We start from the raw sequence: 21328 nt of genomic DNA, 5'->3' as shown, positions 1-21328 counted from the left end.
CGGGCCACCCCGGTCGCCGACGCGAGGACTCCGAGGACGAAGACGAACCCGTCCCCGGCCGATCACACCCTCCGAGCTCGCGGCCTCCGCGTCACCTACGACGGCTTCACCGCCCTGTACGGCGTCGACCTCGACCTTTCCCCCGGCACGATCACCGCGGTCGTCGGCCCCAACGGAGCCGGCAAGAGCACCCTGTTCCACTGTCTCGCCGGGACCGTGCGCCCGGACGCCGGACGGATCGCGTTCGGGGAATGGGACGTCACCCGGCTCCCGGCTCACGCGCGCACGCGGCTCGGCGTGGCACGGACCTTCCAGCAACTCGCCGTCTTCCCGACCTTGACGGTGGCCGAGAACGTGCGGGTCGGGGCGGAACAGGGGCGTGTCGTGGATCCGGGCGCCGTGGAGCGCGTGTCGCGGCTGCTGGGACTCGACGGGGCCGTACGGGCGTTGCCCGCGGCGGGGCTGCCGACCGGCACCCTGCGGCGTGTCGAACTCGCCCGGGCCCTGGCCGGGAGTCCGCGTGTCCTGCTCCTCGACGAGCCCGCGGCGGGCCTCGACACGGGCGAAGTAGCCACGCTGGCCCGCGTGTTGCGAGCCCTCNTCGACACGGGCGAAGTAGCCACGCTGGCCCGCGTGTTGCGAGCCCTCGCCGCCGACGGCATGGCGCTCCTCGTCGTCGAGCACGACCTGGACCTCGTGGCCGGCCTGGCCGACACCGTGCACGTCATGACGGCGGGCCGCATCGTGGCGTCCGGCCCCGCCGACCGCGTACTGGAAGGCCTCGAAGGACTCGACACGACGGCAGAAGGCCAAGGATGAGCACACCGGGGATTTCGCTGCGCCACGCGCGCGTGCGGTACGGCCCGCTGGAGGCCCTGGACGGAGTGACCCTCCTCGCGCCCGCGCCCGGTCTGACCGTCCTGCTCGGCCGCAACGGCTCAGGCCGTACGACGGCGCTGCGCGCCCTGGCCGGCACCGTCCCGCTGTCCCGTGGTGCCGTGGTGTGGGACGGCATCGACGTCACCAGGATGCCCGCGTACGAACGGGCCCGCCGCGGACTGTGCCTGGTGCCCGAGCGGCAGGCGGTGTTCGGCTCGCTCACCGTCCGCGAGAACCTCGAACTCGCGGCCACCGGCCGGTCCTTCGCGCCCGCCCTCGACGCCTACCCCCCACTGCGTCCGCTCCTCGGCAGGAAGGCCGGCACCCTCTCCGGCGGTGAGCAGCGCATGCTCGCCCTCTCCCGTGCCCTCCTGGCACGCGCGCGCGTGGTGCTCGCCGACGAACCCGCGCAGGGCATGTCCCCGACGGTCGCGGCCCGCACGTACGAACTGCTCGGCGGGCTCGACGCCTGTGTGATCGTGGCCGAACAGCGAATGCCGCCCGGCCTGCACGGCAAGGCGGCACTCGTGTACGAACTGCGGCGCGGCGAGGTCGTGTTCAGTGGCGAGGCGACGGAGGTTCCAGCGGCGGGCCCATCAGGACCGGGGCCGGGGCGGCGCCCGAAGCGAGCGGGGCCCGGCCCGAGGCGGCCCCCTTCGGGAGGCTGAGCATCGTGCCGGGAAAGAGGCGGTTCGGATTCGGTCCGACCACTTTCCTGTTGAGCCGGTAGAGCTCCTGCCAGCCGCCCTTGATCTTGTAGCGCCGGGCGATCGACGAGAGTGTGTGTCCGACCCTGACCACATGCGCCCGGCCCTTGAGGCCGTACCGCTTGGAACAGACCGGCCACGCCTCCCACCCCTGGACGGTCAGCACCTCCTCGGCGATCCTGATCTGCTCCTGACGCGTGGCCAGATCGGCGCGTGGCGCGTACCTCAGTCCGCCGAACTCCTTCCAGGTCGGCTGCCAGAACTGCAGCCCCCCGTAGTAGCCGTTCCCGGTGTTCACGTTCCAGCGGCCGCTGCTCTCGCAGAAGGCGACGCAGCCCCAGGGCCACTGGTCCTTCGTGCAGTCGTACGGGGCCCGGGCGCCGCCGGGTCCGGGGGCCTGAGGCCGTGACGTCGGCGCCGCGGCCGCCTCCGCGGGGGCGAGTACGGCCAGAACCACGGCGCCGACAGCCACGCATCTCATATGCTTGATCAACATCGGCCCACGCTAAGCAGAGGGCCGCGACACCCCCTCGAGCCGCGCCGACGGCGCATGGGGCCCCACCCGGTCGGAGGACCGGGCAGGGCGCAGGCGCAGGGCCTCGGGGAGGGTGAGTCCGGCTAGAGGTCGAGCCGCTGCCCGGGGACGATCGCGTCGGGGTTCTGTCCGATGGCGGCCTTGTTGGCGGCGTAGATCCGCTGCCAGGTGGTCCCGTGCCGGGCTGCGATGCCGCTCAGCGTGTCGCCGTCGCGGACGGTGTAGTCACCGCGGGCAGAGCCGCGGCCGGTGTGGCCCGTCGATCGTGCCGGCGCCGTCGACGGCTTCGACGGGGCTGCTTCGGTGCTGGGCGTGGCCGCCGCGGGCGCGCTTCCGGACGCGCCCGCGCGGCTCGCGCAGGTCGGCCAGGCGCCCCAGCCCTGCGCGCCCTGCACCTTGGTGGCCACAGCGATCTGCTGGGCCTTGGAGGCCTGGTCGGCCGTCGACGCGTAGGCGGTGCCGCCGTACGCGCGCCAGGTGCCGGCGGAGAACTGGAGTCCTCCGTAGTAGCCGTTACCCGTGTTGATGTGCCAGTTGCCGCCGCTCTCGCACTGTGCGATGCGGTCCCACACTCCGCTGTCCGCCGCTGCGGCGCTGCCGTTCGCGGCGAGCAGTCCGAGCGGGGCGAGGAGTGCCGCGCCGGCCAGGACCGCCGTCTTACGAACCTTGCGAGTGTTGTCGGCACAATCGGACATGTATTTCCCTCTCGAAGGACCCGGGGTCCCCCAAGGCGGGACGGACCTGCCCGCTCGTCGACGCGGGAGTTCCGCTCCGCCCCGTCCGCCGACGGTGGTGCTGCGAGCCTGCTGTGGTGCGGTCGGCGGACGTACCCGAGCGGTGCTCGTTGCACACGGCGGAGGAATGTAGAGAGCCGCACGGCCCGATATCAATCAACTCCTCGTCACTCCAGGCCAGTTCACCGTTACCGGCAGTAGCAGAAAATTTCGGCCACCCATTTCATTCGCTGATTTCCGGATTTGTCGACCCGCCACCCTGGCGATCTGTGACCCACCTCACCGAATCAACTTCCTTGGAAGTCCGAGGAGTTGGCTTGGAGTAGCAGATTCCGCAGCCGGGTTCACCATGCGCGCAGGACGGTTCGATTCCGTTCGCTCTCGGGCGTGACTCCGGCCACAGATCGCCCGTTGTCTTCTTCATGAGCCGGGAAGCCACCCGGTTCATGAGCCGGGAAGCCACCCGGCGACGCCACGCACCGCATCCCGAGGAGCCACCCGTGCCGCGCATGCTCGACGTCAGCGACGACGTACGCGCCGAGATCGGCGACGAAGAAGCCGACCGGCTGCTCGCCGGAGAGAACGCCCCGGGCAGTTACGACTGCACCTCCTGCCGCACCCCGGGCGACTCCGAACAGGAGCGCACCAGCACCGTCCTGTTCATCGGCGACGAGACCGCCGTCCTCGCCTTCGCCCACGCCACCTGCCTCCCGTCGCAGGTCGTCCAGGTCACCGAGGAGCAGCTGCAGGGGGCCGTCCGTTCGATCACCGGGGACGAGCGGCCCACCGAGGCCATGCCCGAGCAGGCCGTCCTCGGTATCACCAGCGGACTCGTCCTGCTCGCCGGCGAGCTGCACCCCGCGCTCGTCGTGGAACCGACCGGGCCGATCGCCCGCCCCGGCACCCTGGGTGGACGAGGCGACGACTTCCTGCCGCTCCTCATCGAGCAGGGCTTCATGCCGGTGACCCAGCTGACCGAGGCGCCGCGCGTGCTGCACGGCTGGTCCGTGCTGCTCGCCGTGGGCCAGCTGCACGCGGTCCTGCAGCCCGGCCCCGGCGGCGGCTCGCCCGTCGCGTGGTGGCAGGCCCACCAGCCGCTGCAGGTCACCGACAGCTGGCGGGCGGCCGCCAACAAGCACCAGCAGGTGCTGCTGTTCGCGGCCCCGGTCGGCTCGATCGGCCATCAGCCCCGCGAGGACCTGCTCCGCGAGGCCCTCGACAAGGCCGCGGCCAACGGCAAGCTGGTGGCCGCGGCGATGCCGCTCGCCGGCACGTGAGCGCTCCGCTGTAGGCCGGGTTTGTCAGGCCGGTCATCAGCTGCGGGTCCGTTGTGGCTGGGCGCGCCCACGCGGCGGAGCCGCAAGATGTCACAGCCCCGCGCCCCTTGGGGCCTGCGGCTCCCTCGGGGCACGGTGTGCGCTCGGCATGCTCCAGGTGACCCGTGCAAGCCGGGGGTGGTCTTGCCGCATCCGTTGGGCCTCGGGGTCGTTGGCACGTACGTGCACACCTACGACGCCCCTCGCCGGCTGACCTACACCTCCCCGATCCCGGCCATGCGGCCGACTCCGGACACCACCGGCAGCCATTCGGCCACGCCGATCTACGACGCGCTGTACTCGGAGTTCCGCAGGCTCTTCCGGGCCCTGCCGGGCGACCGCAGCGGCGAGGAGGAGCTGGGCTTCACCGCCTTCGGGTCCATCCCGCTCAGTACGAGGCCGCACGGTACGGGCTCCACCGGCTCTGTCGGCCCCACGGGCTCCACGAGATCCGCGGTGGCCACGGGATCCGCGGGTTCCATGGGCACGGGCACCGCGGGGGTCACGGGCTCGGCCGGTGCGGGGCAGCACAGCGGCGGCTCGTACAGCTCGGGTTCGTATCACCCGGGCCCGCACACGCCGGCCTCGCACGGCACGCGGTACGGCGCCGCGCACCACGGGACCGGGCACCTGGCCGCACACGGCCACACCGCCTCCCCCACCTGGCAGCCGGTCGCACGGCAGCACACCTCGGGCCTGATCCCGGCGCTGCCGCCCAGCCCACGCAGGGAACGCTGATGCGCTCATACATAACGGGAAGGGCCCCCTGCACAGGCAGAGGGGCCCTTTTTCGCGCTACTTCTTCTTGCCGCGCTTCTCCCGCACACGCACCGAGATATGGATCGGCGTCCCCTCGAAGCCGAACTCCTCACGCAGCCGGCGCTCCACGAACCGCCGGTAGCCGTGCTCGATGAATCCGGACGCGAAGAGCACGAACCGCGGGGGCTTCGTGCCCGCCTGCGTACCGAAGAGGATCCGCGGCTGCTTGCCGCCCCGGATCGGGTGCGGATGTGAGGCGACCAGTTCACCGAGGAAGGCGTTCAGCCGGCCCGTCGGGACGCGGGTCTCCCAGCCCGCCAGCGCGGTCTCGATCGCCGGGACCAGCTTCTCCATGTGGCGGCCCGTGCGCGCCGAGACGTTCACACGCGGAGCCCACGTCACCTGGCCGAGCTCGGTCTCGATCTCCCGCTCCAGGTAGTAGCGGCGCTCCTCGTCGAGCGTGTCCCACTTGTTGAACGCCAGGACGATCGCGCGGCCCGCGTCCACAGCCATCGTCACGATGCGCTGGTCCTGGACGGAGATGGTCTCGGACGCGTCGATCAGGATGACCGCGAGCTCCGCCTTCTCCACGGCGGCGGCCGTGCGCAGCGAGGCGTAGTAGTCGGCGCCCTGCTGGAGGTGGACGCGCTTGCGGATGCCCGCCGTGTCGACGAATTTCCAGGTGACGCCGCCGAGTTCGATGAGCTCGTCGACCGGGTCGCGGGTGGTGCCCGCGATTTCGTTGACGACCACGCGGTCCTCGTTCGCCACCTTGTTCAGCAGGGAGGACTTGCCGACGTTCGGCCGGCCGATGAGGGCGATGCGGCGCGGGCCGCCGATCGCGGTCCCGAAGGTCTGCGCGGGTGCCTCCGGCAGTGCCTCCAGGACGGCGTCCAGCATGTCGCCGGTGCCGCGGCCGTGCAGCGCGGAGACGGGGTGCGGTTCGCCGAGGCCGAGGGACCACAGCATCGCCGCGTCGGCCTCGCCGCTCGGGCCGTCGACCTTGTTGGCGCACAGCACGACGGGCTTGCCAGCCTTGCGCAGCAGCCGGACGACCGCCTCGTCGGTGTCGGTGGCGCCGACCTTGGCGTCGACGACGAAGACGACCGCGTCGGCCGCGTCGATGGCGTACTCGGCCTGCGCGGCCACGGACGCGTGGATGCCGAGGACGTCCTGCTCCCAGCCGCCGGTGTCGACGACCTTGAAGCGACGGCCCGACCACTCGGCCTCGTAGGTGACGCGGTCACGGGTGACGCCCGGCTTGTCCTCGACGACCGCCTCGCGGCGGCCGATGACGCGGTTCACCAGGGTCGATTTGCCGACATTGGGACGGCCGACGACGGCGAGGACCGGGAGCGGGCCGTGACCGGCCGCCTCGATCGCGCCCTCGACGTCCTCGAGGTCGAAGCCCTCTTCCGCGGCGAGCTCCATGAACTCCGCGTACTCGGCATCGCCAAGCGCCCCGTGCTCGGGCTCGTGCTCCGAGCCGTCGGGCTGGATCTGGTCGTTCATGAAGTCCGTACCTCGTAGTTCATCGTGGTGATCGGTGGAGCACCCGTACCGGGTGATCCACTACTCGAGTGTCGCTCGGCGCCCGGTGAGATGCCTCGCGTTTTCCAGGTGCGCGGCGAGCTGTTTCTGTATGCGCACGGTCGCCTCGTCGAGCGCCTTGCGCGTACGCCGCCCACTGCCGTCGCCCGCCTCGAACGGGTCGCCGAAGACGACGTCGACGCGGCTGCGCAACGGAGGCAGCGCCTTTACCAACCGTCCGCGCCTCTCCGTGCTTCCCAGGACGGCGACCGGCACGATCGGCGCTCCGCTGCGTACGGCGAAGTACGAGAGCCCGGCGCGCAGCGAGGCGAAGTCGCCCTCACCGCGAGTGCCCTCGGGGAATATCCCGAGGACGCCGCCGCTCTCCAGGACCCCGAGGGCCTGGGTGATCGCGGTGCGGTCGGCGGTCGAGCGGTCCACCTTCAGCTGCCCCACGCTCAGCATGAAGGAGCCGAGCGGACCGACGAACGCTTCCTTCTTGACGAGGAAGTGCGACGGCCGCGGCGCGACGCCGATGACCATCGGGCCGTCGATGACGTGGGAGTGGTTGACGGCGAGGATCACCGGGCCGGTCGCGGGAACCCTCCAGGCGCCCAGGACGCGCGGCTTCCACAGCCCGTACATCAGGCCGACGCCGATGCGCCGGCCGACCTCGGCACCGCGCGCGGAGGGTGCGTCCGTCACTTCGCCGCCCGCTTCTCCTCGACGAGGGTGACCACGCACTCGATGACCTGCTGGAGCGTGAGGTCGGAGGTGTCCACCTCGACCGCGTCGTCCGCCTTGGCGAGCGGCGAGGTCTTCCGGCTGGAGTCGGCCGCGTCCCGCTTCAGCAGGGCCTCGCGGGTGGTGTGGAGGTCGGCGCCCTTGAGCTCACCGCTGCGGCGGGCGGCGCGGGCCTCCGGGGACGCGGTAAGGAAGATCTTCAGGTCGGCGTCGGGCAGCACGGTCGTGCCGATGTCCCGGCCCTCGACGACGATGCCCCGCTCGGCGCCCTTGGCGATCGAGCGCTGCAGTTCGGTGATCCGCGCGCGCACCTCGGGCACCGCGCTGACCGCGCTCACCTTGGAGGTGACCTCCTGGGTGCGGATCGGCCCCGAGACGTCCGTGCCGTCGACCGTGATGGCCGGCGCCGACGGGTTCGTACCGGAGACGATGTCGGGCTTGCCGGCCACGGCGGCGATCTCGGAGGGGTCGGTGACGTCGATGCCGTTGCTCACCATCCACCAGGTGATCGCCCGGTACTGGGCGCCGGTGTCGAGGTAGCTGAGGCCGAGCTGGGCCGCGACGGCCTTCGAGGTGCTCGACTTGCCCGTGCCGGAGGGGCCGTCTATGGCGACGATCACTGCCTGGGCGGTCCGGGCGGCGGTGGTTTCCACGGGTGCGGGCACCTTCCTGGTACGGGGTGGTGGGCTGATACGGGCACGATCGCGCCCCGCACAAGGTTACTGGCTCCCTGAACCCCGATTTACGGGCCCTACCACCGCCCCACGACGATCAACAGCACCAGGAGCCCCGACCCCGGCGACGACACGAAGCCGCGGCACCACCCAGGGACCCTTACTGCCGAATCGCCCAACCCCGCTCACGCAACGCCGCCGTCAGCACCGGCGCCACCGACGGCTTCACCATCAGCTCCACCAGACCGGCCTGCTGCCCGGTCGCATGCTCGATGCGTACGACCAATCCTCGACGCCACCCTCGCACCGCTCGGCGCCAGAGCGCCTCCCAGGCTTCGGGACGGCTGCGGCGGCCTCCGACCGCCGACACGACCCGCCACCCCTACTGCCGAATCGCCCAACCCCGCTCACGCAACGCCGCCGTCAGCACCGGCGCCACCGACGGCTTCACCATCAGCTCCACCAGACCGGCCTGCTGCCCGGTCGCGTGCTCGATGCGTACGTCCTCGATGTTGACGCCCGCGTGGCCCGCGTCCGCGAAGATGCGGGCCAGCTGGCCCGGCTGGTCGTCGATGAGGACGACGACGCTCTCGTACGTGGTGGGGGCGGCGCCGTGCTTGCCGGGGACGCGGACCTGGCCGGCGTTGCCGCGGCGCAGGACGTCCTCGATGCCCGTGGTTCCCTCGCGGCGTTTGGCTTCGTCGGAGGACTGGAGCGCACGCAGGGCCCGCACGGTCTCGTCCAGGTCGGCGGAGACGTCCGCGAGGAGGTCGGCGACCGGGCCGGGGTTCGCGGACAGGATGTCGATCCACATACGCGGATCGGAGGCGGCGATCCGGGTCACGTCACGAATGCCCTGACCGCAGAGGCGTACGGCCGTCTCCTCGGCGTGCTCCAGGCGTGCGGCGACCATGCTGGACACCAGGTGGGGCATGTGCGAGACGAGCGCGACGGCCCGGTCGTGGGCGTCCGCGTCCATGACGACGGGCACGGCCCGGCAGTGCGACACCAACTCCAGGGCGAGGTTGAGCACTTCGGTGTCGGTGCCCCGGGCCGGCGTCAGCACCCAGGGGCGGCCTTCGAAGAGGTCCTCGGTCGCGGCCAGGGGGCCCGACTTCTCACGGCCCGACATGGGATGCGTACCGATGTACGCGGACAGGTCGAGGCCCAGCGACTCCAGTTCGCGGCGCGGCCCGCCCTTGACGCTGGCCACGTCGAGGTAGCCACGCGCGACGCCGCGCCGCATCGCGTCCGCGAGCGCCCCGGCCACGTGCGCCGGGGGCGCCGCCACGATCGCGAGGTCGACGGGGCCCGCGGGCTCCTCGTCCGTGCCGGCGCCCAGCGCGGCCGCCGTGCGGGCTTGCTCGGGGTCGTGGTCGACGAGATGGACGACGACACCACGTTTGGCCAGGGCCAGGGCCGCCGACGTGCCGATGAGCCCGGTACCGATGACGAGTGCGGTCCTCACTGGGCGATGTCCTTGCGGAGTGCGGCCGCGGCGCCGAGGTAGACGTGCGCGATGTCGGCACGGGGCTTGTCGGACTCGATGTGCGCGAGGACCCGTACGACCCTCGGCATCGCGCCCTCGATGTCCAGTTCCTGCGCGCAGATCAGCGGTACGTCGACGATGCCCAGCTTGCGCGCGGCGGCCGCCGGGAAGTCGCTGTGCAGGTCGGGCGTCGCCGTGAACCAGATGCTGATGAGGTCGTCGGTCGTCAGGCCGTTCCGCTCCAGGATGGCGGTGAGCAGCTCGCTGACCTGCTCGTTCATGTGTCCGGCCTCGTCCCGCTCCAGTTGGACGGCGCCGCGGACCGCTCGTACCGCCACGGTGTTGCTCCTTGCTGATGTACGTATCGGCTCTCTGCACATCCAGCGTAGTCAGCCCCCGGCGGGCCGGGACGCGGCGCCCGCCCGCTGAGACGGTCCGCGGGCGGGATCGACCCCTGCGTCCCCGGCCTCGAGCAACGTCGAATGACACCTGAATCACCCCTTCTCGCCACTTGAGGGGAAGTCATCCGGAAATTTCCGCGAAGTCGCGCCTGTGCGCCTCTGGACGCCGGGCCCGCGCGTCCGCTTGCATGGCAGGAGGCCGTCCGCGCCACGCCTCGGGGGAGGCACGATGAAGCGTTCCGGACCCCTTTTCACGCTCCTCGCGGGACTGTTGCTCGCCTTGTTCATGCTGTCGCTCAACGCGACGACGGGGACGCGCAGTTCGGCGGCCGGAGACGAGTCGTCACCCGATGTCGCCTCGCCCAGCGCCGCGCCGACCAGCCCCTCGCCCACGCCCGGCACGCGGTCGCCGTCCCCCGGCCCGTCGAGGACCACCCCGCCCAACGGCGACTACGCGGGCCGTACGGACGACGATTCCTCCGCGGTCGCGGTCTCGCTGCGCGACGGCAAGGCGATCGCGTACTTCTGCGACGGCCGGGACCAGGAGTCGTGGCTGAAGGGCGACGTCGAGGACGACGGCAGCATGCGGCTCACGAGCCAGAAGGGCGCCGTGCTGACCGGCGAACTGAACGGCAAGCGGATCAGCGGCACCGTGGACATGGGGCAGCGGGAGTACGGGTTCACCGCGGACAAGGCGCTCAAGCCCTCCGGGCTGTACCGGGCGACCGCCTCCGTACGCGGCGCCGCGGTCGACGGCGGTTGGATCGTGCTCCCGGGCGGCCGACAGGTCGGCATTCTCAAGCGCGACGGCACACCCTCGGCCGCGCCCCGCATCGACCCCGAGACCGGGGCCGTGACGGTCGACGGTCAGCAGCTCACCGCCCGTCCCGTGACCCCGTGACCCGTGACCCCGTGACCTTGTGACCGGCGCCGCTCCGCCGCCCCACCCCTGGTACTCGCTGGTACTCGCACCCCTCGCACCCCCTGACCGCAGGGAGCCGACCATGACCGTGGACCCGAACGCCGCCACCCAGGGCTTCCCCTCGCCCGACCCCTCCCACCGTCGCCCCCGGGCCACGCGCTACCTCGTCCCGGCCCTGGTGGCAGGCGCGGTGGCGGTCGTCCTCGGCGTGTACGGGAAGGTGCACGACCCGCAGGGCACCACCTTCAACCTCGTGGGTTTCAGCAGCACGGGCGCCGTCAAGTCCTGGCTGGCCACGGTCTCGATCGGCTTCGCCGTGGTGCAGTTCGTCTCGGCACTGATGATGTACGGGAAGCTGCCGGGCCCGGGCTGGGCCTCGGTGCTGCATCGCTGGTCCGGCCGAATCGCGTTCCTTGTGGCGATACCGGTTGCTGTGCACTGCCTGTACGCGTTGGGCTATCAGACGTACGAACCGCGCGTTTTATGGCACTCGCTCCTGGGTTGCTTCTTCTTCGGTGCTTTCAGTGCCAAGATGCTGCTGCTCCGCTCGGAGCGACTGCCCGGTTGGATGCTGCCCGTCGTCGGCGGGCTCGTCTTCGCCGCGCTCACGGTGGTCTGGCTGACCTCCGCCCTCTGGTTCTTCCGCACGTTCGGAGTGACTACATGACGATCCGCTCGACGCGGCGCACGGTTCTCGCGACGGGCGCGACAGCGCTTCTCCTGGGGTGCGGCGACTCCGGGGAGGGCAACGACAGTGGATCGACTTCGGTGGAGCCGGGCGAGCCCGGCGAGGAACTGGCCAGGACCTCCGACATCCCGGTCGGCGGCGGCGAGATCTTCAAGGACGAGGAGGTCGTCGTCACCCAGCCCGACGAAGGCCACTTCAAGGCCTTCTCGGCGATCTGCACCCACCAGCGCTGCATCGTCGCCGACGTCTCGGACGGCACGATCAACTGCGCCTGTCACGGCAGCAAGTTCCGTATCACCGACGGTGCGGTCGTCCACGGCCCGGCGACGAGGTCCCTCCCCAAGGAGGAGATCACGATCACCGGAAATTCGATCCACCTGGCGTGAACCCGCGCCTACCCTCGTCCGCATGAGGCCCGAGGACCTGGTACGCGACCACACGATCTACTCCTGCGTCATGGGCTCCCGCGCCTTCGGGCTGGCCACGGACACCAGCGACACGGACCTGAGGGGCGTCTTCCTGGCTCCCACCCCGCTCTTCTGGCGCTTCGAGAAGCCGCCGACACACGTCGACGGCCCCGCGGACGAGCAGTTCAGCTGGGAGCTGGAGCGCTTCTGCGAACTGGCCCTGCGCGCCAACCCGAACATCCTGGAGTGCCTGCACTCCCCGCTCGTCGAGTACGCCGACGACACAGGCCGCGAACTCCTCGCCCTGCGCGACGCGTTCCTGTCCCGCCAGACGCACGACACCTTCGCGCGCTACGCGCTGGGCCAGCGCAAGAAGCTGGAAGCGGACGTACGCAACCACGGCGCGCCCCGCTGGAAACACGCGATGCACTTGCTGCGCCTGCTGGGAAGCTGCCGCGATCTGCTCCGCACGGGCACGCTCACCCTCGATGTCGGCGACCACCGCGAACGCCTGCTCGCGGTGCGGCGCGGCGAGGTGGCGTGGCCGGCGGTCGAGTCCTGGATGGCCCGCCTCGCCACGGAAGCGGACGAGGCGGCCGCCCGCAGCCCTCTCCCGCCGGCCCCGGACCGCGCCCGGGTGCAGGACTTCCTCGTCCGCGTACGCCGCGCGTCAGCGCTCGAGCCGGACCCGGACGACCAGATCATGCAGAGCGCCATGAACGGCGGCGGCCGGGGCATCCGGCAGCGCTGAGCCGGTCTGCGCCTCGTCGAGCACGGCGTGCAGCCGCTCCACATCGTCCCGCACGCGCGCGTGGGCCACGTCGGCCGCCCCGTGCTCCTTCTCCGCCTTCGCGGCGACCAGGTCCGGCAGATACGCGGGAGCGTCCATCTGCCGGACGAGCGTGGGCAGATGGGCCTGCACCTCCCCCGTCCGCATCAGATGGACGCCGGTGAGCAGCACCCGGAACGTGTAGAGCAGCGGCTTCAGTTCGCCGGTCTTCTCGAAGAGCCGCCACTGCGTCGTGGCGAAGCCCCGGTAGTGGTGCGCGTGATGGCTGGTGAGCACGCCGGGCACGAGCGCGACGAGTTCGGCGTGGGCGTCCGTGGTGTGCGCGACGAGCGGCGAGAGCAGCTGCTCCAGCACATAGCCGTTGCGCCGCAGCATCAGCCGTACGAACTTCCGCAGGTCGTGCGTGACGAGGTCCATCTCGACGCCGTCCCGCTCCCACATGCGCGACCGGGTCTCCTCGGGCTGGCGCAGCCCCACGAGGGCTTCCGTCGGCAGCAGATGGACTCCGCGCAGGTCGATGTCCGAGTCGCGGGAGGGGAAGCCGTACAGGTGCGCACCGGAGACGGTGGCGAACAGCACGGGGTCGGGCTGCTCCGCCACGACGGGCGCGAGGTCGATGTCCACGTCGATGTCCAGGTCGTTGGTCATCGATGCGCGGGGCGTCGATTCGTGAGTCATCGATCAAGCGTCCCAGAGTGCTCCGAGCGCCAGCAGCTCCTCTCGGTACTCGATCCTGTCGGCCCACTCCGTAGGCCATGCGTCGGCCCCGAGGTACGCCCCGGCGAACGCGCCGGCCAGGCAGGCGATCGAGTCCGAGTCTCCCGAGGTGCAGGCGGCCCTGCGCAACGTGGTGACCGGCTCGTCGAGGAAGAGCAGGAAGCACAGCAGACCGGTGGCGAGAGCCTCTTCGGCTGTCCAGCCCGCGCCGGTGGCCAGGCACGGGTCCGTCTCGGGCGACGGCGAGCGCAAGGCCTTCCGCAGCCGGTCCAGAATCTCCAGGCATTCGTCCCAGCCCCGCGAGATGAAGTGGGTCGGCGTCGGGTCCTCGCCGCGGGTCCACAGGTCGCCGAGCCACTGGTCGTGGTACCGGGTGCGGTTCTCGTACGCGTACGAGCGCAACAGGCCGACCAGCCCGGTCGGCTCGGTGCCCTGCGCGAGCAGCCGCACCGCGTGCGCGGTGAGATCGGACGCGGCGAGAGCCGTGGGATGGCCGTGGGTGAGCGCGGCCTGCAACTGGGCGGCTCCCGCACGCTGTTCGTCGCTCAACTGCGGCACGAGCCCGAGCGGCGCGACCCGCATGTTGGCACCGCACCCCTTCGACCCGATCTGGCTCGCCTCCTGCCAGGGCCGGTCCGGACGCTTCAGCTTCTCGCAGGCGACCAGACACGTGTGGCCGGGTGCGCGGTTGTTCTCCGGCGACTGGTACCAGTCCACGAACTCCTCGCGCACGGGCCGTTCCATCCGCCTGGGCCCGAGGAACCCCCGTTCCATGGCTGTCCGCAACCCCCGCCCGAGCGCCAGCGTCATCTGTGTGTCGTCCGTGACGTACGCGGGGTCCGGCAGCTCCATCTCCCGCCAGGGCCCGAACTTGGCGAGGATCGACGGCACGTCGTTGAACTCGGTCGGGAAACCGAGGGCGTCCCCGAGCGCCAGTCCGGTCAACGCCCCTGTGGCGGCACGCTTGTTCATGATGACGGTCGTCCTTCCGGTGACGGTCGCAGCAGCGGTGGGTGCAGCGCGGTGGCGGTGCCCGCGCGGTACAGCGCCGCGGGTTTGCCCCGGCCGCCGGTCAGGCGCGCGGCGCCGGGGATCTGTTCGACGAAGCCGGGCGTGGCGAGGACCTTGCGCCGGAAGTTGGGACGGTCCAGGGCCGTCCCCCACACCGCCTCGTAGACCTGCTGCAGCTCGCCGAGCGTGAACTCGGGCGGGCAGAAGGCCGGGGCGACGCAGGCGTACTCCAGCTTGGCGCCGACGCGTTCACGGGCGTCGGCGAGGATCCGGTCGTGGTCGAAGGCGAGCGGCCCGAGCCCGTCGCACGGGAGCCACTGGGCGCGCGCCGCGTCCCCACCGCCGCGCGGCTCCGGTGGATCGGGCAGCAGCGCGGTGTACGCCACGGAGACCACCCGCATCCGGGGATCACGGTCCGGCTCGCTGTAGGTGCGCAACTGTTCCAAGTGCAGTCCGGAGACGTCCGCGAGGCCGGTCTCCTCGGCCAGTTCGCGCCGGGCGGCCCTCTCGGCGGACTCGTCCGGCAGCACGAATCCGCCTGGGAGCGCCCACTGACCGGCGTACGGGTCCTGTCCACGCTCGACGAGCAGCACCTGGAGCGCGCCCGCGCGGACCGTGAACACCGCCAGGTCGACGGTGACTGCGAAGGGCTCGAAGGCGTGCTTGTCGTAGCCCTCGGGTGCGTTCATCCCCCACCTCTTTTAATAGTCACTCAGACTATAAAGAAGGCGGCGAGGTCCGGCAACCCCGGCCCGAAGAGGAGTCGAGACGACGTCCGAGGAACGCGACCAGCCGATCGGAGGCAAGGGCACCGGGCCGCACGTCGACCGGCTCGGCGAAGCGCACGCCCCGGTCCTCGTCCCCGACGAGACACCGCGCGACGGGCAACAGCTCGGAGGCGAGCGCGTCCGGGACCGGTCGCGGCCGTCCACAGGCCTGCGCCACGTCCCAGCCGTGCACGGTGATCTCCACGGCACCGGCGGCGGCCATCACGCGGGCGTCCAGCGACCGGTCCCCCACGGTCACCCGGCGCCCGTCCTCGGGCAGGGCCGCCCAGGCACCGAGCAGCACACAGGCCCGTCGACGGAAGTCGCACACGGGATCCGGGCGGCCGCCGGCCCCGGGAAAGAGACCGATCCGCCCGCCGGTGACCCCCTCGTACAGCGCGTCGAGCGCATCGTCGAGATGCCCGAGCAGCTCCCTCAGGTCCCACTGGGCACAGGGCGTGGCCCGCCCCAGGCTCCCCGGCTCCGTCTCGGCGACGCTCCCCAGCGCATACGCGAGCGAACGCTCGAGCAATTCCCCGAAGTTCATGACGGCTCCTCGGCGTTCACGACAGCTCCTCGAGCATCCCGAAGCGGGTCCACCGGCGGGCGGCTCGGCACGCACCCGGCGGGCGCCTTACGCGCAGCCCTGTGCGCCGCCCTGAGCGCCTCCTCGGGCGTCCGTGAGGGCAGCCCGGCCCCGGAGCGCCCGGACGGCGGGGGAAGGCTCCCACGACTCTCCAGCGCCGTCGGACTCGGGTGGGTGGCGACCGGCAGGGCTGCCCCATGAGCCCATAAGCACTCGACCTCCGCTCGATCCGCGGTCTCCGCCATGTCCGCTCCCTTCGCTCATGCCTTCACTCACCGGTACAGACCGGCCGGGCGGCGAAAACACATCGGCCGGCCCCGGTGGAATCCGGGACCGGCCGTGAGTAAGGCGGGGAGAGGTGCTGTGCCAGGGCTTAGAGGTCGACCTCGCGCATGAGCATCCCGACCTCGGTGTTCGACAGGCGGCGCAGCCAGCCCGACTTCTGGTCGCCGAGCGTGATCGGCCCGAAGGAGACGCGCACGAGCTTGTCGACCGGGAAGCCGGCCTCGGCGAGCATGCGGCGCACGATGTGCTTGCGGCCCTCGTGGAGGGTGACCTCAACGAGGTAGTTCTTGCCGGTCTGCTGGACGACGCGGAAGTGGTCGGCGCGCGCGTACCCGTCCTCCAGCTGGATACCGTCCTTGAGTTGCTTGCCGAGATCGCGCGGGATCGGGCCCACGATGTGCGCCAGGTAAGTCTTCTTGACGCCGTACTTGGGGTGGGTCAGCCGGTTGGCCAGCTCGCCGTGGTTGGTGAGCAGGATGACGCCCTCGGTCTCGGTGTCGAGCCGCCCGACGTGGAAGAGCCGCGTCTCGCGGTTCGTCACATAGTCGCCCAGACACTGCCGGCCCTCGGGGTCCTCCATGGTCGACACGACGCCCGCGGGCTTGTTCAGCGCGAAGAACTGGTACGCCTGCGTCGCGACCGTCAGCCCGTCGACCTTGATCTCGTCCTTCTCCGGGTCGACGCGCAGCCCCTGCTCGAGCACGATCTCGCCGTTGACCTCGACCCGGGCCTGCTCGATCAGCTCCTCGCAGGCACGCCGCGAACCGTATCCCGCGCGCGCGAGCACCTTCTGCAGCCGCTCGCCCTCCTGCTCGGCGCCGGGGAAGGTCTTGGGAGGCTTGACCTCCTTCTTGCCGGCGTACCGCTCGCGGTTGCGCTCCTCGGCCCGCGTTTCGTACTCGCGGGAGGTCGAGGGGGCCGTACGGCGGCCGCCAGTCCGCTGCTCGCCCTTCTTGGGCGCGCCCTTGGCGCCTCCGCGCGCGGAGGCGCCGCGCCCGGACTTCGGGCCGTCCTTCGAGGCGCCGGGACCCACGTCGTAACGGCGCTCCTCGGGGCGGGGCTTCCCGGCGCGCTTCTGCTTGTCGTCGCGCCCTCCCCCGGACTTGGGCCGGGGGTTTCCCCCACCCGCCCCCCGGTGGTTCCCGCGTCCGCTGTTCCTGCCGCTACCGTTACCGCTGCTTGGCATCAAAGTTCCGTCGTCGTGTCGTCATCTGCGTCCGGTGCATCCGGATCGAACGACGGTACGCCTTCCTGTGTCTCGGCCTCGATCGCGTCCGCCTCCGGGAGGAAGGGCGCGAGTTCCGGAAGCTCGTCCAGGCCGCGCAGGCCCATCCGCTCCAGGAAGTAGTTCGTCGTCCTGTACAGGATCGCACCTGTTTCGGGTTCCGCGCCCGCCTCCTCGACCAGACCGCGCTGCAGGAGGGTGCGCATCACGCCGTCGCAGTTCACGCCTCGTACGGCCGAGACGCGGGAACGGCTGACCGGCTGGCGGTACGCGACGACCGCGAGCGTCTCCAGGGCGGCCTGGGTGAGCCGGGCCTGCTGCCCGTCCAGTACGAACCGCTCGACGGCCGCCGCGTACTCGGGCCTGGTGTAATACCGCCAGCCGCCCGCGATGAGCCGCAGCTCGAAGCCGCGGCCCTGGACGGTGTACTCGTCGGCCAGCGCGCGCAACGCGTCCGCGATCTGCCTCCGGGGCCGCTCCAGTATCTTCGCGAGGTGCTCCTCGGTCGCGGGCTCGTCCACGACCATGAGGACCGCCTCCAGGGCGGGCCTGAGGTCGAGGTCCGCGACGGTGGGCAGCCCTGCCGGGGCCTGTGTGGTGTCCTCCGTGGTGTCCTCGCTCACGCCTTCTCCTCCTTGGGCACCTCGGGGGGCCTGTCGAACTCGTCCGTCACCGTCGGCTGCTCGTCGCCGTCCCCGCCCGTCCAGCGCACCAGCAGCTCGCCCAGGGCATCCTCCTGGTCGAGCGTCACGGCCTTCTCGCGGTACAGCTCCAGGAGGGCCAGGAACCGGGCCACGACGGTCAAGGTGTCGTCCGTGTCCTCGACGAGCGCCCGGAAAGTGGCCTCGCCGGCCTCCCGCAGCCGCGCCACGACGATCTCCGCCTGCTCCCGCACGCTGACGAGCGGGGCGTGGATGTGGTCGACGTACACCTGCGGCTTGGGCTTGGGCTGCATCGCCTTCACGGCGAGCTTCGCGAACCCTTCCCCACCTATCCTGATGACGACCTCGGGCAACAGCTCGGCGTGGTGCGCCTCGAGTCCCACGGTGCGCGGGTAGCGGCGGGCCTCCTCTTCGAGACGCCCGTTGAAGATCTCGGCGATCTGTTTGTACGCGCGGTACTGCAGCAGCCGCGCGAACAACAGGTCCCGCGCTTCGAGCAGGGCCAGGTCCCCCTCGTCCTCCACCTCGGCGGACGGCAGCAGCCGGGCGGCCTTGAGATCGAGCAGAGTCGCGGCGACCACGAGGAACTCGGTCGTCTGATCAAGGTCCCAGTCCGGCCCCATGGCCCGGATGTGCGCCATGAACTCATCCGTGACCTTGGAGAGAGCGACCTCGGTCACATCCAGCTTGTGCTTGGAGATCAGCTGAAGCAGCAGATCAAAGGGCCCCTCAAAGTTCGCAAGCCGCACCTTGAAGATCCCGTCATCAGCCACACCGGGCTCGACGGCTTCCCCACCTTCGACAACCCCGACGGACCCGGCGAGTTCGGCGGCTTCGTGGGATTGGGCGGCTGCGGCTAGCCCGGCCAGCTCGTCGGCTGCGAGGGGCTCGGCCACTTCGGCGGACCCGGCAAGCTCGGCGGACTCGGCGGCTTGGGCGGCTGCGGCGGGCACGGCGGACTCTGCGGCTCCGGACGATTCGGCAGCTGCGGCGAGCCCGACCAGCTCGTCGGCTGCGACGGGCTCGGCAGCTTCGACGGACCCGGCCGACCCGGCGAGCTTGGCGGCTCCGGTGTGCCCGGCCAGCTCGTCGGCCGCGGCGGCTTCGGCTGGTTCGACGGACCCGGCACTTTCGGCAAGCTCAGCCGCTGCGGCCGGTTTGGCGGGCTCAGCGGCTGCGGCAGACTTGCGGGCTCCGACAGCTTCGCCGGATTCCGCGGGTTCAACGGCCCTGGCAAACTCAGCGACTTCGGCAGGCGCAGCGGCCTCAACCGGCTCAGCCCCATCACCGGCTTCATCGGCATCGGCCAGCTGGGCGGCTTCGGCGGCTTCGCCGCGCGTGGTGGGAACCTCGGCGGCGGCGGAAGCCTCGTGAGCAGCAGGAGTGGCGGGAGCCTCGGGGTGGTCGCCCTCCCCGTCGGCACCTGCTTCCGGTCCGGCAGCAGGCGGTGCGGCGTCGGCCCCGTCGGCGTTGTGGGCAGGCGTTGCGCGGGGCGATGAGGGGCCCGCGGGCTCCGGCGAAGGCGAGGGTGGGTACGACGCCCCGCCCTCCGTCCCCGAAGATCCCTCCTCGACCGGCGCCGGAGGCGGCGGCGCAGCCCCCGGCCCCCGCCCCAGGGCACGCCGACGACCGGCGGAGCCGGACGCGGGAGTGGAGCCGTTGTACGAGGTCATAGCCGTCGCAGGCTACCTCTTACCGCCCGCGAAGCCGACGCACAAGAATGCTGGCGTCCCCCCGGGACTCAAGATCCGCCAGCACCACGGCCACCGCCTCGCGGACGATCCGCCCGCGGTCGACGGCCAGCCCGTGCTCGCCCCGCAGCACCAGCCGAGCATGCTCGAGATCCATGAGCTCCTCGGCGGACACGTACACGGTGATCTTCTCGTCGTGCCGTTCCCGCCCGCTCGGCCGCCGCGCGGAAGCACGCCCGCGTTTGCGCGGCTGGGCGGCGGCAGACCCCTCCTGCGCCCCCTGCCGTCGCGCGGAGCGCTCTCCGGCCGCGGCCCGGCTGCGGGACTCCCCCGCGTCGGCGGACTCGGCGTCGGTGGCCACATGCTCGGCCCCCTCGCCGTCACCGCCCTGCGCGGGCACCGACTGCGGCGCGTCCTCCCCGGAACCCGAACCGGCACCGGCACCGGACCCAGCAGCGGCATCACCCTCGCCCGCCGGAGCCGGCACCCGGGCCTCGCCGTTGGCCTGTCGCCTGGGGGTGGACGATTGGAGCGCCATTCCCCCGGTCGTACGGAACAGTTCGTCGGCCCCCGGCAGACTCACTCGGCGTGACACCGGGCGAGCACCTCCCTGGCGAGCTGGCGATAGGCGGCGGCACCGACGGAGTTGGAGGCGTACGTGGTGATCGGCTCACCGGCGACCGTGGTCTCCGGGAAGCGGACCGTGCGCCCGATGACCGTGTGGTAGACGTGATTGTCGAAGGCCTCGACGACTCGCGCGAGCACCTCACGACTGTGCACGGTGCGAGAGTCGTACATCGTGGCGAGGATCCCGTCGAGCTCCAGCTCGGGGTTGAGCCGCTCCTGGACCTTCTCGATGGTCTCGGTGAGCAGCGCGACACCGCGCAGGGCGAAGAACTCGCACTCGAGGGGCACGATCACCTTGTGAGCGGCTGTCAGCGCGTTCACGGTGAGCAGGCCGAGCGAGGGCTGACAGTCGATCACGATGTAGTCGTAGTCGGCCATCAGCGGCTTGAGGGCCCGCTGCAGCGTGGACTCGCGGGCGACCTCGCTCACCAGCTGGACTTCGGCGGCGGACAGGTCGATGTTGCTGGGCAGCAGGTCCATGTTCGGGACCGCGGTCTTCAGGAGCACCTCGTCGGCCGCCATGCCCCGCTCCATGAGCAGGTTGTAGACGGTGAGGTCGAGCTCCATCGGGTTGACGCCGAGACCGACCGAGAGCGCGCCCTGCGGGTCGAAGTCGACGAGCAGGACCCGGCGTCCGTACTCCGCGAGCGCGGCGCCCAGATTGATGGTCGACGTCGTCTTGCCGACGCCGCCCTTCTGGTTGCACATCGCGATGATCTTCGCGGGTCCGTGATCGGTCAGCGGGCCCGGGATCGGGAAGTACGGCAGCGGGCGCCCGGTCGGGCCGATGCGCTCACGGCGCTGCCGGGCCGCGTCGGGCGCGAGCGTGGCCGCGTACTCCGGATCGGGCTCGTACTCGGCGTCGGGGTCGTAGAAGTGCCCTTCGGGCAGGTCGTCGTAGTCGGCGAAGTGGGTGCGGTTCTCGCCACTTCCGTTGCCGGCCATGGCGTTCACGTGATGGCCATCCATGCTCTGGTGTGCTGTCTGAGTCATCTGCGGACTCTGGTGGGCTGCGAAGGTGCGCACCGCTACGGAGCCGACAGCCTCGGGCCCCGCGGGCCCCGGGCCCTGCGCGGGCATTCCTGGTTGACCACCTCCGGGAGTAAATGTCGACTCATTCACAAGTCGTCTTACCTCCTTGGTGACCAGGAAACTTCTAGATAGGTCAGCGTGGCACCATGC

At 71.3% G+C, this 21328-nt stretch carries 24 protein-coding genes and 3 pseudogenes; 10 read left to right on the top strand and 17 right to left on the bottom strand.

The annotated features are described in order from the left end of the window. The 3 genes and pseudogenes from FGD71_RS07660 to FGD71_RS07655 form a co-directional block, all read left to right on the top strand. Positions 1 to 600: pseudogene (locus FGD71_RS07660) on the top strand (ABC transporter ATP-binding protein); the annotation flags it as partial. A gap of 1 nt (position 601) precedes the next feature. After that, positions 602 to 819 (top strand): annotated as a pseudogene (locus FGD71_RS48520) (hypothetical protein); the annotation flags it as partial. Then, a complete protein-coding gene (locus FGD71_RS07655; RefSeq protein ID WP_119099635.1) occupies positions 816 to 1547 on the top strand; it encodes an ATP-binding cassette domain-containing protein in 732 nt (243 codons plus the stop codon). The pseudogene FGD71_RS48520 and the gene FGD71_RS07655, both read left to right, overlap by 4 nt. On the opposite strand, the gene FGD71_RS07650 is transcribed toward FGD71_RS07655, so the two are convergent. Both FGD71_RS07650 and FGD71_RS07645 read right to left on the bottom strand, forming a co-directional pair. Then, positions 1438 to 2082: a transglycosylase family protein gene (locus FGD71_RS07650; protein ID WP_338120039.1), complete on the bottom strand. Its 645-nt coding sequence runs from the start codon at positions 2080 to 2082 to the stop codon at positions 1438 to 1440. The genes FGD71_RS07655 and FGD71_RS07650 overlap by 110 nt on opposite strands. Before the next feature lie 122 nt (positions 2083 to 2204). Further along, positions 2205 to 2816, bottom strand: a complete 612-nt coding sequence (locus tag FGD71_RS07645) for a LysM peptidoglycan-binding domain-containing protein (protein WP_119099633.1) — start codon at positions 2814 to 2816, stop codon at positions 2205 to 2207. Between the two features lie 539 nt (positions 2817 to 3355). Here FGD71_RS07645 and FGD71_RS07640 point away from each other — a divergent pair. Both FGD71_RS07640 and FGD71_RS50080 read left to right on the top strand, forming a co-directional pair. Then, positions 3356 to 4132: a hypothetical protein gene (locus FGD71_RS07640; protein WP_119099632.1), complete on the top strand. Its 777-nt coding sequence runs from the start codon at positions 3356 to 3358 to the stop codon at positions 4130 to 4132. Between the two features lie 183 nt (positions 4133 to 4315). Continuing rightward, positions 4316 to 4909 (top strand): hypothetical protein, encoded by a 594-nt coding sequence (locus tag FGD71_RS50080; protein ID WP_420878252.1) that lies wholly within the window; start codon positions 4316 to 4318, stop codon positions 4907 to 4909. A gap of 57 nt (positions 4910 to 4966) precedes the next feature. On the opposite strand, the gene der is transcribed toward FGD71_RS50080, so the two are convergent. From der to aroH, 6 genes and pseudogenes are all read right to left on the bottom strand, one after another. Then, positions 4967 to 6442: a ribosome biogenesis GTPase Der gene (gene der, locus FGD71_RS07630; RefSeq protein WP_119099631.1), complete on the bottom strand. Its 1476-nt coding sequence runs from the start codon at positions 6440 to 6442 to the stop codon at positions 4967 to 4969. A 60-nt stretch (positions 6443 to 6502) separates the two neighbouring features. After that, positions 6503 to 7165 (bottom strand): lysophospholipid acyltransferase family protein, encoded by a 663-nt coding sequence (locus tag FGD71_RS07625; RefSeq protein WP_119099630.1) that lies wholly within the window; start codon positions 7163 to 7165, stop codon positions 6503 to 6505. After that, the gene (cmk, locus tag FGD71_RS07620; RefSeq protein ID WP_119099629.1) at positions 7162 to 7857 is read right to left on the bottom strand and encodes a (d)CMP kinase; all 696 of its coding nucleotides are present in this window, start codon (positions 7855 to 7857) and stop codon (positions 7162 to 7164) included. Before cmk ends, FGD71_RS07625 begins: the two co-directional genes overlap by 4 nt. Before the next feature lie 181 nt (positions 7858 to 8038). Continuing rightward, positions 8039 to 8158, bottom strand: a pseudogene (locus FGD71_RS07615) (prephenate dehydrogenase); the annotation flags it as partial. 102 nt (positions 8159 to 8260) lie between these two features. Next, positions 8261 to 9346, bottom strand: a complete 1086-nt coding sequence (locus FGD71_RS07610; RefSeq protein WP_119099628.1) for a prephenate dehydrogenase — start codon at positions 9344 to 9346, stop codon at positions 8261 to 8263. Next, positions 9343 to 9705 (bottom strand): chorismate mutase, encoded by a 363-nt coding sequence (gene aroH / locus FGD71_RS07605; RefSeq protein WP_119099627.1) that lies wholly within the window; start codon positions 9703 to 9705, stop codon positions 9343 to 9345. Before aroH ends, FGD71_RS07610 begins: the two co-directional genes overlap by 4 nt. 292 nt (positions 9706 to 9997) lie before the next feature. Between aroH and FGD71_RS07600 the strand changes: the two genes are divergently transcribed. The 4 genes from FGD71_RS07600 to FGD71_RS07585 all read left to right on the top strand — a co-directional run bounded on the left by FGD71_RS07600 (position 9998) and on the right by FGD71_RS07585 (position 12536). Beyond that, on the top strand, positions 9998 to 10669 hold the full coding sequence (locus tag FGD71_RS07600) for a hypothetical protein (protein ID WP_119099626.1): 672 nt from the start codon (positions 9998 to 10000) through the stop codon (positions 10667 to 10669). Between the two features lie 103 nt (positions 10670 to 10772). Then, entirely contained in the window at positions 10773 to 11357 is a 585-nt protein-coding gene (locus FGD71_RS07595; RefSeq protein WP_119099625.1) for a DUF6529 family protein, read from the top strand. Further along, positions 11354 to 11764, top strand: coding sequence for a Rieske (2Fe-2S) protein (locus FGD71_RS07590; RefSeq protein ID WP_119099624.1), 411 nt, complete (start codon positions 11354 to 11356; stop codon positions 11762 to 11764). Before FGD71_RS07595 ends, FGD71_RS07590 begins: the two co-directional genes overlap by 4 nt. A gap of 22 nt (positions 11765 to 11786) precedes the next feature. Next, the gene (locus FGD71_RS07585) at positions 11787 to 12536 is read left to right on the top strand and encodes a nucleotidyltransferase domain-containing protein (protein ID WP_119099623.1); all 750 of its coding nucleotides are present in this window, start codon (positions 11787 to 11789) and stop codon (positions 12534 to 12536) included. Here the strand turns inward: FGD71_RS07585 and FGD71_RS07580 are convergent. The 7 genes from FGD71_RS07580 to FGD71_RS07550 all read right to left on the bottom strand — a co-directional run bounded on the left by FGD71_RS07580 (position 12456) and on the right by FGD71_RS07550 (position 18781). Next, positions 12456 to 13253, bottom strand: a complete 798-nt coding sequence (locus tag FGD71_RS07580; protein ID WP_420878251.1) for a nucleotidyltransferase domain-containing protein — start codon at positions 13251 to 13253, stop codon at positions 12456 to 12458. The two genes, FGD71_RS07585 and FGD71_RS07580, sit on opposite strands and share 81 nt — an antisense overlap. 3 nt (positions 13254 to 13256) lie before the next feature. After that, positions 13257 to 14264 carry an ADP-ribosylglycohydrolase family protein gene (locus FGD71_RS07575; RefSeq protein ID WP_119099621.1) on the bottom strand — a complete coding sequence of 336 codons (1008 nt, stop codon included), beginning with the start codon at positions 14262 to 14264 and terminating at the stop codon, positions 13257 to 13259. Beyond that, the gene (locus FGD71_RS07570) at positions 14261 to 14992 is read right to left on the bottom strand and encodes an NUDIX hydrolase (RefSeq protein ID WP_119099620.1); all 732 of its coding nucleotides are present in this window, start codon (positions 14990 to 14992) and stop codon (positions 14261 to 14263) included. Before FGD71_RS07570 ends, FGD71_RS07575 begins: the two co-directional genes overlap by 4 nt. Positions 14993 to 15020: 28 nt before the next feature. Beyond that, positions 15021 to 15617, bottom strand: coding sequence for a TIGR03086 family metal-binding protein (locus tag FGD71_RS07565; protein WP_119099619.1), 597 nt, complete (start codon positions 15615 to 15617; stop codon positions 15021 to 15023). A gap of 412 nt (positions 15618 to 16029) precedes the next feature. Next, positions 16030 to 17127, bottom strand: coding sequence for a pseudouridine synthase (locus tag FGD71_RS07560; RefSeq protein WP_119099618.1), 1098 nt, complete (start codon positions 17125 to 17127; stop codon positions 16030 to 16032). Beyond that, complete coding sequence (scpB, locus tag FGD71_RS07555) at positions 17127 to 17789, bottom strand: SMC-Scp complex subunit ScpB (protein ID WP_119099617.1); 663 nt, start codon at positions 17787 to 17789, stop codon at positions 17127 to 17129. Before scpB ends, FGD71_RS07560 begins: the two co-directional genes overlap by 1 nt. Next, positions 17786 to 18781 (bottom strand): segregation and condensation protein A, encoded by a 996-nt coding sequence (locus FGD71_RS07550; protein ID WP_420878250.1) that lies wholly within the window; start codon positions 18779 to 18781, stop codon positions 17786 to 17788. The genes scpB and FGD71_RS07550 overlap by 4 nt, the downstream gene beginning before the upstream one ends. On the opposite strand from FGD71_RS07550, the gene FGD71_RS48510 reads away from it, so the two are divergent. Then, positions 18761 to 19327, top strand: coding sequence for a hypothetical protein (locus FGD71_RS48510; RefSeq protein WP_240436450.1), 567 nt, complete (start codon positions 18761 to 18763; stop codon positions 19325 to 19327). The two genes, FGD71_RS07550 and FGD71_RS48510, sit on opposite strands and share 21 nt — an antisense overlap. 193 nt (positions 19328 to 19520) lie before the next feature. Here FGD71_RS48510 and FGD71_RS07545 read toward each other — a convergent pair whose 3' ends face one another. Beyond that, a complete protein-coding gene (locus tag FGD71_RS07545) occupies positions 19521 to 20114 on the bottom strand; it encodes a hypothetical protein (RefSeq protein WP_244951205.1) in 594 nt (197 codons plus the stop codon). Continuing rightward, positions 20099 to 21226, bottom strand: coding sequence for a ParA family protein (locus FGD71_RS07540; RefSeq protein WP_119099614.1), 1128 nt, complete (start codon positions 21224 to 21226; stop codon positions 20099 to 20101). Before FGD71_RS07540 ends, FGD71_RS07545 begins: the two co-directional genes overlap by 16 nt. Positions 21227 to 21328: the final 102 nt, after the last annotated feature.

The organism is Streptomyces sporangiiformans (genome assembly GCF_005768555.2).
Taxonomy (GTDB): domain Bacteria; phylum Actinomycetota; class Actinomycetes; order Streptomycetales; family Streptomycetaceae; genus Streptomyces; species Streptomyces sporangiiformans.
The sequence above is the reverse complement of the archived record's forward strand: the minus strand, read 5'-3'. Positions and strand labels throughout refer to the sequence as shown.

Coding starts and splice junctions, on each gene's coding strand:
- FGD71_RS07575 (WP_119099621.1), bottom strand. CDS start 14,264: ATGAACAAGCGTGCCGCCACAGGGGCGTTGACCGGACTGGCGCTCGGG.
- FGD71_RS07580 (WP_420878251.1), bottom strand. CDS start 13,253: ATGACTCACGAATCGACGCCCCGCGCATCGATGACCAACGACCTGGAC.
- FGD71_RS07595 (WP_119099625.1), top strand. CDS start 10,773: ATGACCGTGGACCCGAACGCCGCCACCCAGGGCTTCCCCTCGCCCGAC.
- FGD71_RS07560 (WP_119099618.1), bottom strand. CDS start 17,127: ATGCCAAGCAGCGGTAACGGTAGCGGCAGGAACAGCGGACGCGGGAAC.
- FGD71_RS07565 (WP_119099619.1), bottom strand. CDS start 15,617: ATGAACTTCGGGGAATTGCTCGAGCGTTCGCTCGCGTATGCGCTGGGG.
- FGD71_RS07590 (WP_119099624.1), top strand. CDS start 11,354: ATGACGATCCGCTCGACGCGGCGCACGGTTCTCGCGACGGGCGCGACA.
- FGD71_RS07540 (WP_119099614.1), bottom strand. CDS start 21,226: ATGCCCGCGCAGGGCCCGGGGCCCGCGGGGCCCGAGGCTGTCGGCTCC.
- FGD71_RS07645 (WP_119099633.1), bottom strand. CDS start 2,816: ATGTCCGATTGTGCCGACAACACTCGCAAGGTTCGTAAGACGGCGGTC.
- FGD71_RS07655 (WP_119099635.1), top strand. CDS start 816: ATGAGCACACCGGGGATTTCGCTGCGCCACGCGCGCGTGCGGTACGGC.
- FGD71_RS07570 (WP_119099620.1), bottom strand. CDS start 14,992: ATGAACGCACCCGAGGGCTACGACAAGCACGCCTTCGAGCCCTTCGCA.
- der (WP_119099631.1), bottom strand. CDS start 6,442: ATGAACGACCAGATCCAGCCCGACGGCTCGGAGCACGAGCCCGAGCAC.
- FGD71_RS07585 (WP_119099623.1), top strand. CDS start 11,787: ATGAGGCCCGAGGACCTGGTACGCGACCACACGATCTACTCCTGCGTC.
- FGD71_RS07600 (WP_119099626.1), top strand. CDS start 9,998: ATGAAGCGTTCCGGACCCCTTTTCACGCTCCTCGCGGGACTGTTGCTC.
- FGD71_RS07650 (WP_338120039.1), bottom strand. CDS start 2,082: ATGTTGATCAAGCATATGAGATGCGTGGCTGTCGGCGCCGTGGTTCTG.